At 69.8% G+C, this 12873-nt stretch carries 12 protein-coding genes; 2 read left to right on the top strand and 10 right to left on the bottom strand.

The genetic code is table 11. The annotated features are described in order from the left end of the window. Positions 1-122: 122 nt before the first annotated feature. The 4 genes from AB0M65_RS11310 to ggt all read right to left on the bottom strand — a co-directional run bounded on the left by AB0M65_RS11310 (position 123) and on the right by ggt (position 5128). Positions 123-638, bottom strand: a complete 516-nt coding sequence (locus tag AB0M65_RS11310; RefSeq protein WP_364025051.1) for a flavoprotein — start codon at positions 636-638, stop codon at positions 123-125. Further along, a complete protein-coding gene (locus AB0M65_RS11315) occupies positions 635-2074 on the bottom strand; it encodes an RsmB/NOP family class I SAM-dependent RNA methyltransferase (protein ID WP_364025054.1) in 1440 nt (479 codons plus the stop codon). The genes AB0M65_RS11310 and AB0M65_RS11315 overlap by 4 nt, the downstream gene beginning before the upstream one ends. After that, the gene (gene fmt / locus AB0M65_RS11320) at positions 2071-2997 is read right to left on the bottom strand and encodes a methionyl-tRNA formyltransferase (protein ID WP_364025057.1); all 927 of its coding nucleotides are present in this window, start codon (positions 2995-2997) and stop codon (positions 2071-2073) included. The genes AB0M65_RS11315 and fmt overlap by 4 nt, the downstream gene beginning before the upstream one ends. 319 nt (positions 2998-3316) lie before the next feature. Then, positions 3317-5128 (bottom strand): gamma-glutamyltransferase, encoded by a 1812-nt coding sequence (gene ggt / locus AB0M65_RS11325; protein WP_364025060.1) that lies wholly within the window; start codon positions 5126-5128, stop codon positions 3317-3319. A 97-nt stretch (positions 5129-5225) separates the two neighbouring features. On the opposite strand from ggt, the gene AB0M65_RS11330 reads away from it, so the two are divergent. Both AB0M65_RS11330 and AB0M65_RS11335 read left to right on the top strand, forming a co-directional pair. Beyond that, the gene (locus tag AB0M65_RS11330) at positions 5226-6614 is read left to right on the top strand and encodes a hypothetical protein (RefSeq protein ID WP_364025063.1); all 1389 of its coding nucleotides are present in this window, start codon (positions 5226-5228) and stop codon (positions 6612-6614) included. A 338-nt stretch (positions 6615-6952) separates the two neighbouring features. Beyond that, the gene (locus AB0M65_RS11335) at positions 6953-8656 is read left to right on the top strand and encodes a recombinase family protein (protein WP_364025065.1); all 1704 of its coding nucleotides are present in this window, start codon (positions 6953-6955) and stop codon (positions 8654-8656) included. Between the two features lie 54 nt (positions 8657-8710). On the opposite strand, the gene AB0M65_RS11340 is transcribed toward AB0M65_RS11335, so the two are convergent. The 6 genes from AB0M65_RS11340 to AB0M65_RS11365 are packed head-to-tail and all read right to left on the bottom strand — an operon-like array spanning position 8711 to position 12872. Further along, on the bottom strand, positions 8711-8896 hold the full coding sequence (locus AB0M65_RS11340; RefSeq protein WP_364025068.1) for a hypothetical protein: 186 nt from the start codon (positions 8894-8896) through the stop codon (positions 8711-8713). Continuing rightward, positions 8889-9182: a hypothetical protein gene (locus tag AB0M65_RS11345; protein WP_364025071.1), complete on the bottom strand. Its 294-nt coding sequence runs from the start codon at positions 9180-9182 to the stop codon at positions 8889-8891. The genes AB0M65_RS11340 and AB0M65_RS11345 overlap by 8 nt, the downstream gene beginning before the upstream one ends. Positions 9183-9187: 5 nt before the next feature. Further along, complete coding sequence (locus tag AB0M65_RS11350; protein ID WP_364025074.1) at positions 9188-9331, bottom strand: hypothetical protein; 144 nt, start codon at positions 9329-9331, stop codon at positions 9188-9190. Further along, positions 9313-10281 carry a LysM peptidoglycan-binding domain-containing protein gene (locus AB0M65_RS11355; RefSeq protein ID WP_364025077.1) on the bottom strand — a complete coding sequence of 323 codons (969 nt, stop codon included), beginning with the start codon at positions 10279-10281 and terminating at the stop codon, positions 9313-9315. Before AB0M65_RS11355 ends, AB0M65_RS11350 begins: the two co-directional genes overlap by 19 nt. After that, positions 10278-10595, bottom strand: a complete 318-nt coding sequence (locus AB0M65_RS11360) for a hypothetical protein (protein WP_364025080.1) — start codon at positions 10593-10595, stop codon at positions 10278-10280. Before AB0M65_RS11360 ends, AB0M65_RS11355 begins: the two co-directional genes overlap by 4 nt. Before the next feature lie 15 nt (positions 10596-10610). Further along, positions 10611-12872, bottom strand: coding sequence for a hypothetical protein (locus tag AB0M65_RS11365; RefSeq protein ID WP_364025083.1), 2262 nt, complete (start codon positions 12870-12872; stop codon positions 10611-10613). Between the last annotated feature and the right edge of the window lies 1 nt (position 12873).

Consider the following 12873-nt stretch of genomic DNA (forward strand, 5'->3'; position numbering starts at 1 on the left):
AGGCGCAAGGAAGGGGGCCTTCCTGTACTGGGGAAGGTGTGAAGGTCGAGTTTCTCCGGCTGAGCCGAGGGAAGGGGTCCTTCACGCGCCGCCGTGGTGACTGGAGGTGCGAACGGCCCAAATCACTCACGAGCCACCGCGGGAAGCAGGTCCAGCACGGACGTCCATGGCGCTTCCGGGGTGAGGCGCACGGTGGTGACTCCGGCGGAGGCGAGCGTGTCGAGATGCCGCTGCCAGGCCGGGTGGTGCACCCGGGTGTCCTGGATCTGGTAGCCCAGCACGATCGTGATACCCGGCGTGCCGAGGACGTCGCCGAGTAGGGTCAGCGCCTGGTTGTCGGCGATGCCGAGCGCGAGTTTCACCACGGAATTCGCGGACGCGGGCGCGAACAGGAACACCGTGGGATCCGGATGCGGGCGGGGTTCGCCGGGCAACCGGGAAGCGCTGCGGACCGGCAGATCGGTGACCTTCTCCAGGTCGCCGATCCCGCCGGTCGTCTCCAGCCAGCGGGCCGCGGTCGGGGTCAGCGTGATCGCGAGTTCCCAGCCCCGGTCCGCGGCCGGTTCCGCGAGCTGCGCGGCGAACCGGGTGTCCAGTCCACCGCACGAGCTCGCGACCAGGCCGAGCACCCTGCTCACCCGGCGGTGTCCGGCTTCCGCAGGACCGCGCAGAACATCGCGTCGGTGCCGTGGCGGTGCGGCCACAGCTGGACGTATGGGCCGTCGCCGAGCTGCGGGACACCGGGGAAGAACTCCCGCGCGTCGACGACCTCGGCACCGGCGCGGCGCGCGGTCTCCCCCACGACGCCTTCGGTCTCGGCCAGATGCGGCGAGCAGACGACGTAGGTGACGATGCCGCCGGGGCGGGCCAGGTCCAGCGCCGCGGTGATCAGCTGGCCCTGCAGTTTCGTCAGATCCGAGATGTCGCTGGGCTGACGGCGCCAGCGTGCCTCCGGACGGCGTCGCAGCGAGCCGAGGCCGCTGCACGGCGCGTCGACCAGGATCCGGTCGTAGCCCGGTTTCAGGTCGGTCTCGCGGCCGTCGGCGACGTGGATGGTCACCGGAAGCCCCTGGACGGCGTTCTCGATCAGCTTCGCGCGGTGCGGCGCCTTCTCGACGGCGTCGACGGTCGCGCCGCTGATCGACGCGAGCGCGCCCAGCAGCGCGGCCTTGCCGCCAGGGCCGGCGCACAGGTCGAGCCAGCGTTCGTCGGAGCCGGTGAGCGGGACCTTCGTGACGGCGACGGCGCACAGCTGGCTGCCCTCGTCCTGGACGGCGGCCAGCTTTTCCTTGATCGGCTCGACGTCACCGGGGTCACCGGAGCCCGCGGGCATCCGGACGCCGTAGGGCGAGTACGGGGCGACGTCACCGCCGGTGATGGCGGCCAGCTCGTCGGCGCTGATCTCGCCGGGCCGGGCGACCAGGTGGACGTCGGGCCGTTCGTCGTCGGCTTCCAGAGCCGCCTTCAGTTCGGCTCCCTTGTCCCCCAGCGCTTCCGCGAACGACCGCGCGACCCAGCGCGGATGCGCCGTCCGCAGCGCGTAGGCGCCGATCGGATCGACGGCCTCGTCCGGGGCCAGTTCGTTCAGCCAGGTCTCTTCGTCCTTTTCGGACACCGAACGCAGCACCGCGTTGACGAAACCCGCGATCCAGGAACCGACCTCGGCGCGAACGAGGTCCACAGTGGACCCGACGGCGGCGTGCTCGGGGATACGGGTGCGCAGCAGCTGGTACGCGCCGAGGCGCAGCCCGTCCAGCACGATGGCGTCCACCTTGGCCAGCGAGCGGTCGACGAGGCAGGCCTCGATGACGGCGTCCAGCATGCCGACCGCGCGGCAGGTCCCGTAGGTCAGTTCGGTGGCCAGCGCGGCGTCCCGGCCGGAGATCCGGCGGGTGCGCAGCAGTTGCGGCAGCACCAAGTTCGCGTACGCGTCGTCTTCCCGGACGGCGCGCAGGACGTCGAAGGCGACCTGACGGGCCGGGTCGATCTCCGGCGGGCGGCTGGGCCCTTCCTTACGCGGGCCCGGACGGCCTCGCTCCGGCCTCGACGGCCGGCGTTCCCTACGCTCGTTCACTGCAGGCGCTCTCCTTGTTCGATCCTCGTACCACGCGCCCAATCGGTGGCCGCCATCCGCTTCTTGCCCTGCGCCTGCACTTCACCCAGCCGCACCGGTTTCGACGCCGTGCCGACCAGGACCCGCTTGCGTTCCACGACCAGTTCGCCCGGCGGGGGCCCCGGCTCGTCGACGACCGTCACCGGGCCGAGCTTCAGCCGCTCGCCGCGGAACTCCGCCCACGCACCCGGCTCCGGGGTGACCGCGCGAATCTGCCGGTCGACCGCCGCGGCCGGGTCGGCGAACGACACACGCGCGTCCTCGACGGTCACCTTTGGCGCGTAACTCACGCCCTCCGGGGGCTGCTCGACAGCGCGCAGCGTGCCGTCGGCGATACCGTCCATCGTGGACACGAGCAGCTTCGCCCCGGACTCCGACAGCCTACCGAGCAGCTCGCCGGCGGTGTCGGTGACGGCGATCCGCTCGGTGATCACGCCGTAGACCGGGCCCGCGTCGAGTTCCTTGACGATCCGGAACGTCGAGGCGCCGGTGATCTCGTCACCGGCGCGGATCGCGGCCTGTACCGGCGCGGCGCCACGCCACGCGGGCAGCAGCGAGAAATGCAGGTTGACCCAGCCGTGCTCCGGGATGTCGAGCGCGGCCTGGGGCAGCAGCGCCCCATACGCGACGACAGGGCACGCGTCGGGGGCGATCTCCGTGAGCCGGGAGAGGAACGCGGGGTCGCTCGCCTTGGGCGGGGTCAGCACCTCGATCCCGTGCTCGTCGGCCAGCGCGCCGATCGGTGACCGGACGACCCGGCGGCCGCGGCCCGCCTGCGCGTCCGGACGGGTCACGACGGCGACGACCTCGTGCTGCTCGGACGCGAGAAGCGCACGCAGCGACGGGACGGCGGGTTCGGGGGTGCCGGCGAAGACGAGGCGCATCAACGCACCTCCGCCGGGGGGGACGGGTACCTCTGACTGGGCGAACATCGCCGCTCAGTCTAGAAGGGCCCCGGTGCCGGGGCGCGCTCGCTGTCCCCTACCCCGTCGCGGATGTCTTGAAAGGGTCTTTCAGGACGAATTCTGCCTTGAAAGACCCTTTCAAGACACGGACCTGACCCGTCGCCGAAGGCCGGCCAGTCAAGTACCGCTGCCTCACCTCGCGTGAGCTGAAAAGGCCTTCCCCACGTCTTAAGCGGCGAAGGGCGCTTTCCCCGCATCGCATGCGGGAAAAGTGCCCATCAGCCCCGCCCTGTCCGACCTACCCGCGTGGCCAGGGCAGCACGACGGCAGCCGAGCCCCCGCCTCGCCGGGTCGGTTCGGCCGCGGCGAGCCAGCGCCCGTCCCGCAGCCGCTCGACGCCGGTCGCGGCGCCGATCTCCGCGGGCGCCGTCGAGAAGCCCTGCTGCTTGGCCTTCAGGATCGCGAGCACGTCGGCCTGGTCGAGGAATGACTGCTCCACCTGCGCGGCCGCCGAGTTCCGCTGCGACGCGCGCGGTTCGGCGATCGCGTCGACCAGCTTCAGGCCGCGGTCGATGCGGCCGGTCAGGATCTGCAGGACGGTGGTGATGATCGACGCGCCACCGGGCGAGCCGACGGCGAGCAGCGGTTTGCCGTGGTCGAGCACGATGGTCGGCGCCATCGACGAACGCGGCCGCTTGGCCGGGCCCGGCAGGTTCGGGTCAGGCACGCCCGGCGTCACCGGGGTGAACGAGAAGTCGGTCAGTTCGTTGTTGAGCAGGAACCCGCGGCCCGGCACGACGATGCCGCTGCCGCCCTCCTGCTCGATGGTCAGCGTGTAGGCGACGACGTTGCCCCATTTGTCGGCGACGGTGAGGTGCGTGGTGTTCTCGCCCTCGTACGGCGTCGGCGCCGCGTTCGTCCCACCGGCGCACGGCACCGGGTTACGCGGATCGGCGGGCGCGACCGGGCTGACCCCGGCCCGCGCGGGATTGATCAGGCACGCGCGGCTGTCGGCGAACTTCTGGCTGATCAGTTCCTTCGCCGGGACGTCCACGAAGGCTGGGTCGCCGATCCACCGGTTGCGGTCGGCGAAGGCGTACCGCGTCGACTCCAGGAAGTAGTGCAGGTAGTCGGCCTTCTCCAGCTTGCTCAGCTTCTGGTTCTCGAGGATGTTCAGCGCCTCGCCGACGGTCAGCCCGCCGGACGACGGCGCGGGCATGCCGTAGACGTCGAGACCGCGGTACTCGGTCTTGGTCGGCTTCCGCTCGACGACGCGGTACTTGGCGAGGTCGGCCGCGGTCAGGTCGCCGGGCCGCACGTTCACCGTCGAGGCGGGGTCGACCGGCGGCTTCCGCACGGTCTTCACCACGTCCGCGCCGATCGGGCCGCGATAGAGGGCGTCGGTGCCCTTCGCGGCGAGTTGCGCGTACGTACCGGCGAGGTCCGGGTTCTTGAATGTCGTGCCGACGGCGGGTGCCGCGCCGCCTGGCAGGTACAGCGACCGCGTCGAGGGGAACGTGGAGAAGCGGGCGGCGTTGTTGGTGATCTGGGTGTTGAAGGTCTGGTCGACGGTGAAGCCCTTGCGGGCGAGTTCCTCGGCGGGCTTGACCGCCTTCGCCAGCGACTTGGTTCCCCACTTGCGCAGGGCTTCCTGCCAGGTGGCGGGCGTCCCCGGGACGCCGACGCTCAGCCCGCTGGTGACGGCGTCGGCGAACGGGATCGCCTTGCCGTTCTCGACGAAGAGATTCTCGTTCGCGCTCGAAGGCGCGGTCTCGCGGCCGTCGAGGGTGTGCACCTTGCCGGTGCGCGCGTCGTAGTAGACGAAGAAACCACCACCGCCGACACCGGCGGAGAACGGGTCTGTGACGCCCAGCGCGGCGGCGGTCGCGACGGCCGCGTCGACGGCGTTGCCGCCCTCGCGCAGGATCTTCGTGCCGATCGCGGTCGCGTCCGCGTCGATACTCGACACCGCGCCCAGATAGCCGACGGCGACCGGTGACTTCGGTGTCGGTGGTGCCGCCGCCGCGATGCCCGGCACGGCTGCGCCGACGACGGCGGCGATCGCGGTGACTGCGGTGATGCGTCCCAAAGTGCTTCTGTGCGCGGCCATGGCGCGAGTCTGCCCCGCCTGTCCACCCCGGACAAGACCCGTCCAGACCTGCGAAGGTCGGTAGTGCGTGCCTGCCCTGATGAGAAGAATGCGGTCCATGAAGACTCCCGGCAGGCGATGGGGCGCGCTCCTCCCGCTGCTCATCGCTCTTCCCGTTCTCGCGGTCCCCGGCGTCGCGCAGGCCGAAAACGCGCGTAGCTGCTTCGACGACTCCGCGGCGATCACCGTCGAGGAGAAACGCCTCACCGCGACGCTGCCTTCCGGCGGCCCTGCGGTCGGCCCGGAACTCGTCCGGCTCGCGGGCTTCGACAAGCTCGTCTCCGACTTCACGTCGCGTCTCTGCGCGACCAAAACCACTCCGCGCGCCGAAAAGCTCGCGGAGACCGCCGGTGACGGGCTCTGGCGGACCGCCGTCGACCGCGCGCAGGGCCGCCGTCCCGGTCTCGGCAGCATCGACAAGGCCGACGACCGGCCGCTGTACTGGGCCCGCCTGCGGATGAGCAAGGCGCTGCGCCAGTGGACGCCACGCTTCCCTCTTTCGGCTTCCGCCCGCGCGGGACTGCTGAAGACGTTCGACCTCGGCGCCCGCGGCCTCGACGACTCCAGGTTCCCGCTCGGCCCGTCGACGCGCCGGGTGCTGGTGAGCGGGTTCGACCCGTTCACACTCAACGGCGCGGGCGTCCGCATCGCGAATCCGTCCGGCGCGGCCGCGCTGCACCTTGACGGCAAGGTGATCCAGACGCCGACCGGCCCGGCGCTGGTGCAGGCCGTGTCGTTCCCGGTGGTGTGGAGTTACTTCGACACCGGCATCGTCGAGGCGGCCTACGGCCAGGCGTTGAAGGGTCGCTTCCGGCGTCCGGAACTGATCATGACGATCAGCCAAGGCCGTCCCGGCCAGTTCGACATCGAACGGTGGGCCGGTGCCTGGCGCGGTGGTTCGCCGGACAACCTCGACGAGTCCGTCCGCGGCCAGGTCCCACCCGCGCGCGGCTGGCCGCAGCCGGACGTCCAGTTCATCGAAACCACGCTGCCGTACGAAAAGATGCTCGCCGCGCCCGCCGGGGCGTACCAGGTGCGGTACAACCAGGCGTTCTGCGTGTGGCCGGACAGCGGTCACCCGGGGGCGGGGACGGCGGTCTGCCGGACGGACGCGCCGAAGCCCGGCGAGATCGCGGCTTCCGGCGGCGGCGGCAATTACCTGTCGAATGAATCGATGTACAGAAGCAACCGCTTGCGGACCGGACTCGGCCTGACCGGGGTCGCGGGCGGGCATCTGCACACCCCCGTGCTCGGCACACCCGCCGATCCGGCGGCACTGACCGACGCCGGCTTCGAGGCACGGCGGGTCGCGATCTCCTCGCAGATCGTCAGCCTTCTGACCGCCGCACTGGGCGGCACCGCCACGAAACCCGCCACGCCCTCCACAGGCTCCACGGGCTCCGCGGCTCGCGCCGACGTCCTCGCCATCCCCGGCACGACGCTCTAGCCCCGGCGTTTCACACGCGCGTTTAGTCCTCTAGTTGCGGTGGTTCGGCATCGAACTACCGCAACCAGAGGACTACTTGCGGTGATCCGGATGCCGCTGGGCGCGTGGGCGGGGCTGGGAGCGGTTCCACGTGTTGCGAAGGGCACTTTGGCTGCATTTCAACTTAGGTTCCCAAACCATGAACGGAACCCAAGCAGATCAAGGTGCTGGACCTGCGGAAACGCGGGTCCAGCACTCCATCAATTCCCCTGTGTTGCCTGGCTCGTCGGCTAGACTCGGCGTGCACATGCAGGGGTCCAATGGCGACCACCGCCCGGCGAGATGCTGGGGGTTTGTTCGTGGGTAAGGCACTGAACCGCAGGCTGGCGCGGTCGATCACTGGGGAGCTTCCGCCGCTGTTCGCGGTGATCTACGCCAGGGCGTCGAACGAGACGAAGGCCCGGAAGGTCGCGGTGTCGACGCAGATCGCGGTCGGCCGCAAGTTCTGCGAGGACAACGGCATCACTGTCGTGGCGGTCCTGGTGGACAACAACCTCTCGGCATCGCGGTACGCGACCGAGGAGCGGCAGGACTACAACGAGGCGTTGCGCCTGTTGTCGACGGGGCGGGCGAATCTGCTGTGGACGTGGGAGAACTCGCGGGCTCAGCGCAATCTGTCGATGTTCGCCCGGCTGCGGGAGATCCTGGAGAAGGTCGGCGGCTTCTGGGCTTATGACGACCGGATCTATGACATGAACGATCCGGACGACCGGATCGACACCGCAGAGGATGCCGTCGACGCGGAACGGGAGTCGGAGAAGATCCGCAAACGGACCCGCCGGGGAGTCGAGGCCCGCGCGCTCGAAGGTTTGTGGGCTGGTCCGCTGGGCTACGGATACCGGATCGTCTATGACCAGCGGACGGGCGAGGCACATCGCGAGGTCGACCCGGAGACGGCGCCGATCGCGGAGGCGATCGTGGACCGGCTGATCGAGGAACCAAACGCGTCGGTGCTGGTACGGGAGCTGATCGAGGCGGGTGTGCCGTGCGCTCGCGGTCACGTGTGGCGGGCCGACCATGTGAAGAAGCTGCAACACCTGTCGAAGGACCCGCACGGCTGGGCGAAGCTCTTCGACTCGCTAACCACCGAGCAGCAGGAGGCCGCGTATGAGGCACTGGTTCGGGTGCGGGAAGACACGCCGTCGCAGGTCGCGCAGCAGCTGAACCGGGAACAGTGGGTGCATCCGCTGCCCGGGGAGTGGAATGTGTCCAAGGTCCGCAACATCGCGCTCAGCCCCGTGATCGCCGGGTTGCGGGTGTTCCGCAAAAAGATCATCGGCAAGGGCATCTGGCCGCCGATCATCAGCGATCGCACACGCGCGCTGATCGTGGCCCGCCTGGGCGATCCGAGCCGCAGCACGGTGCGCGACGGAACGCGGGTCAAGTACTTGCAGACCGGGATCCTGTTGTGCGGGATCTGCGAGACCCCGACCCGGTCCACTCCGCTGAACCGGGCGCGGCCCGGCTACCGCTGCCCCTCGGGGCATCTCACGCGGGACATGGAACGCACGGACGCCTATGTGGTGGAGGCGATGCTGACCCGGCTGGAGTCCGACGACGCGCGGGAACTGTTCCGCTACGAGGACCAGGCCGACGAGCTGACGAAGGCCGTCGCGACCGCTCGGGAACTGCGCGCCCGGCTGGACGGGTTCACCGACTCGGCCGCCAACGGCGGAATCGGCCCGGAACGGCTGTCCCGAATCGAGGCGAAGCTGGTGCCTCAGATCGAGGCAGCGGAGGAACGCGTGCGCCAAATTGGAGTGTCGCCGGTGGTGGCGGACCTTCTCGGCGCGGACGCCAGGACGGTGTGGGCGGGGCTGTCGCTGTCGCAACAGCGGGAGGTGCTGCGGGCGGTGGTCACTCCCCGCTTGCTGCCGACTAAGGGCGGGCGTGCACCGTTCAACCCGGACGACATCATGCTGACCTGGCTGGGCGCACCGGCAGCCATACCGGGCGTCGACGAGCCGTTCGACGATGCGGAGCTGCTCGCCGAGGTCAGCTGATACCGAGTAGGGCGTGGCCCCGGCATCCTGTGAGGATGCCGGGGCCACGTGCTGTCAGCCGACTGCTCGGCCCAGGTGGACCCGGCGCACGGTCGGGCCGAAGATGCAGGAAAGCCGGTCACGCTGAGCCGTGGTGAACGGCGGTGCGGTGGCCGCCGCAGCTCGGGCGGCCTGGAGAACGGCGGGGGTGAGCACGGAGGCCGGATCGGTGATCGCCGTGCCGGAACGGGTGTCAGCCACGGCCGGTCTCCCTGCCCTCGGTGGCCCGGTAACGGATGTCTCCGGCGGTCTCAGCGGGCACCAGCGGTGCCCCCTGCCGGGTACGGGGATCTACCAGCGGGGTGACCTTCCTTTCGGCGGACACCACCAGACCGAAGGTGGCCAGCAGGGTCACCAGGCCGGTGATCACACCGGTGACGGCGCCGCCCTGGTCGGTGGTGATCAGTCCGGAGCCGACGAGGCCGGACACGATCGCGGTGAGCGCGCCGACGATGGATCCGGCGACGCGCAGGGGGTAACGAGACACGGTGCTTACTCCTTGGGGTTTCGGGGTGGGAGGGAATCCAGGTAGTCGTAGGCGCGGACGAACGCGCGGGCGGTCTTCCAGGCCAGCCAGACGAACAGGACGAGCAGGAGCAGCCAGCCGCCGTTGCCGGTCACGGGATCGTCAGCCACTGGCCCGCCTGAATCCGGTCCGGATTTGAGATGTTGTTCCGCGCAGCCAGCGCGGCGACCGTGGTCCCGAACTGGGCGGCGATGCCCGAGAGGGTGTCGCCGGACCGGACTTGGTAGCGCTGTCCGCCCGGTGTGCCGCCGTGGATGCGGATCTTTTGCCCGGCGTAGATGCGGTTGGGGTTGGAGATTCCGTTGAGCGCGGCCAGAGCGGCCACGGTGGTGCCGTACCTCGCGGCGATACCTGAGAGGGTGTCGCCGGAGCGGACGGTGTAGATCTCGGTGTCGGCCGGTGGCGTCGGTGTCGGCGGAACCGGTTGCGGAGCCGGGGTGTTCCCGCCGTTGATGGTGAGGTGCGACAGCGCGAACTGTCCGATAGTGGCGTTGCGGTCGACGTGGCCGCCGATGCCGGGAACGGTTCCGCTCTGGGTGTGCTGGTGCAGCGCGAGTTTCGGATGTGTCCAGCCTGGATTGCCGGGGTTGCCGTTGTAGCGCGCGATCCAGAGGAGCACCCCGTCATCGGCCCACTTGCCGGGGTCGAGGACTCGGGTGAACCAGTCCAGGTTCGCGTAGACCAGGACGCGATGGACGCCGGTCGTGGCGCGCAGGCGTGCGATGAACCGCGGAATGAAGGCGTTGGCGGTGCCGCGCAGTTCGGCGGCTTCCATGTCGAGCATCGGCGCCATGGATCCGTTGGTGTGCAGGTTGTTCAGGCGCAGGTGGTTGGCGAAGTGATCGGCCTGGGCGTCCGGGTCGCCGGGCCGGGCGAAGTGATAGCCGCCGGGGACGACGCCGGCGAGGCGGGCGGCCGGGACGCGGGGGCCGCTGGTGCGGTCGGTGTAGCCGGTGCCTTCGGTCAGTTTGAACGAGCAGTAGGTGATTCCGTTGCCTCGCACGGCGTTCCAGTCGTGAACTGGGTTCCAGTGGGAGACGTCGATGCCGTAGTCGGTCAAGGGGTGGAGGGTCCTTTGGGTGGGCGGTTCATCTGGGCGCGCAGGGCGCCGACTTCGAGCAGCAGCCGCGCGTTCTCCTGGCGCACGGCGGACAGTTCGGTTTTCACGGCCGTCAGTTCGGCCAGGACGTCGCGGGTGTGCGTGGCGCGGTCTTTCAGCAGCGCCTGATACCCGGCGTGCAGCTCGGCCAGCGCCTGGTGATCGGCCGAGGTACGGGCGGTACGGATAGCGCGCCGCGCCGTAAGAAGGCCGGTGAGGGCACCGGTGGCGGGGCCGAGGAACGCGGCCAGCGCGGTGAGCCACTCGGCAGTCACGGGCGGCTCCAGGGGTCAGCGGCGGACGCGCAAGGTGAGCTGATCGGTCAGTCCGTTGCTGGTGTTGAGGGTGCGGCGGTGGCCGATGACGACGGCCGGGATGGGACCGCCGAGCCCGGACGGGTCCGCGATGGTGACCGGGTCGAGCAGCTGCCCGCGCGGATCGCCGGTGACGGTGATGTCTTTCAGGACAGTGGTAGGCCGGGCGAGATCGGCCAGGAGCGACGCCGCGATGGCCTGGGCCGAGTCCAGGGTCTGCCGGAACGGGTTATCCGGCACGGCCAGTGTCCGGTGTCCGTAGCGGGCGATCGAGGTGTCATCGGCGACGCGATGGACCTGGGTTCGGCCGTTGACGATCGGATAGTCCACGAGCCGGAACGCCGGGGTTCCGTCGCCGAACCCGTACCGGAGCGGGCCGCCGCTGTTGTTGACGAACGTCAGCCGGACCCGATCGTCACCGATGGCGGTTCCGGTGATGGTCAGGCCGCTGGTGATCTCGGCGCCGGTGTCGGAGCGGTAGGCGCGGCACGCGGAGTTGTAGTTGTAGGCCTCGTTCCGGTATGCGCTCTCCGTCATTGTCGAGAAGGTTTCGGTGTCGACGGGGCACCGCGTTTGCAGAGTGATCACGCGTGTGCTGGTGCCGTTGGGAGTGGCGAGTTCGTCGACGGTGGCGGTCTCGTAGACGTTGGCCCACAGCCGTTGTTGCAGCCGGGGCGTGACCGACAGGGTGATCTCGTTGCGGACCGAGTCCAGCGACGTCGACAGCGACAACGCTTGAAGCTCGCGGGCGGCGCTCAAGGTCGCGACCGGCGGGCGGCTGGCCAGCGCTCGGACCGTGTCCCGGTTGAGGAACCGGAACCGGCCGTCCTCGGTGAAGGTGACCACCCCGAACTCCGCGCCGACCGCTTGCTTGAGCACGTTGAACGAATCGGCGGCGACGACGTCGGGCAGCCCGGTCATCCAGTTCAGGCCGACGTCGATCTCCGCTTGCGGCGTCCAGGACACCACCCAGTCGGACGGTGCCTGTGCCGCGCGGCTGATCTGCACGCACGCCACCGGAACCGGGGTGGTGACCGTGACGTCGGCGAACTCGTCGGCAGCCAGCGACGCGATCGTGACCGAGGTTGTGGTGATCGCGCCCGCTGTGGTGTCGAGCAGCCAGCGCGTGTCAACCTGCTTCGCGTCCGCCCGGTAGCGGATCCACAGGCCGATCCGGTGCCACGCCGCAGGCCCGGTCAGCTGTGGGCCGTTGAGGGTGGCGACGGTGGTGGAGTCGGAGTAGATCTTCGCCCAGAGCTGACCGGTTGTGCCGATGCCGACGTGGTAGGTCACGCCGGTACTGGTGGCGTACTTGGAGGCGATCTCCAGGACCCTGCCGTCTCGCTGGGGCGCGAAGGTGTTGGACGCTCCGGCCTGGCACCAGAATTCGAACAGGTATCCGGCGTTGGGTGCACCGGGAAGGAACTGCCCGGTTGCCAAGGCGGAGGTGTTCGAGGCCATGGCGGGTGTGGCGTTCGCGGCCAGCATCCCGAACGGGCCGGGGATGAACGGCGGAACCCTTGCGGCGTATGCCTGCCCGACGCCGAGATCTGTTTGGGTGGCGACGTCGGCGATGAGCCCGCCGTGACAGGTCATCGAGAACAGGCACCCAGGGCGTGGCGGTGGGGATGCGTAGATTCCGTTGCGCCGCAACACATAGTCGACAACCCACTGTGTGTTGATTCGTTGCTGATACGGCCACTCGCCGGTGTTGTACGCCTGCTCCTCGTCCTGCGCGACGGGAGGCAGGGTGATCGAGGCGCGGAGCTTCTCCGCGGGATCGAGCGCGGACAGGGACACGGTCCGGTCCGCTGCGGACAGGGTGAGCGTCCGGGTGGAGCCGGTGAACTGGCGCGGCAGCTCGCGGCCCCGGCTGGTGAGGAATCCGATATCGCAGGTGACGTCGGCGTCGACGAGCTGCTGTTCGGTTAGCGTCGAGTCGGCCCGGTAGGGGCTGAGCATCTGGGCGATATCGCGGGGGTCGCCGGGTCGCTGTCCGGCGAGGGTGGTGGTCAGGGTGGCGGTGGTGTAGCCCTCGATGAGGGTGCATTCCTCGGGCAGGTCACCGGTGATCTGACGGTCGATGACGATCTCTCCGGCCACCGTGGACAGGTTGGCCAGCGGGTGGTTGAACCCGTGGTCCCAGCCCACCATCAACCGGGCGCGGGGTGCGCGCTCGGGCGCGGTGACGGCGTCGGCCATCGCCTGGGCGGCGGCCGGGTCGGTGGGTGTCTGCAAC

Origin of the sequence: Amycolatopsis sp. NPDC051071 (genome assembly GCF_040682875.1) — a bacterium.
Lineage (GTDB): Bacteria > Actinomycetota > Actinomycetes > Mycobacteriales > Pseudonocardiaceae > Amycolatopsis.

Coding starts and splice junctions, on each gene's coding strand:
- fmt (WP_364025057.1), bottom strand. CDS start 2,997: ATGCGCCTCGTCTTCGCCGGCACCCCCGAACCCGCCGTCCCGTCGCTG.
- ggt (WP_364025060.1), bottom strand. CDS start 5,128: ATGGCCGCGCACAGAAGCACTTTGGGACGCATCACCGCAGTCACCGCG.
- AB0M65_RS11330 (WP_364025063.1), top strand. CDS start 5,226: ATGAAGACTCCCGGCAGGCGATGGGGCGCGCTCCTCCCGCTGCTCATC.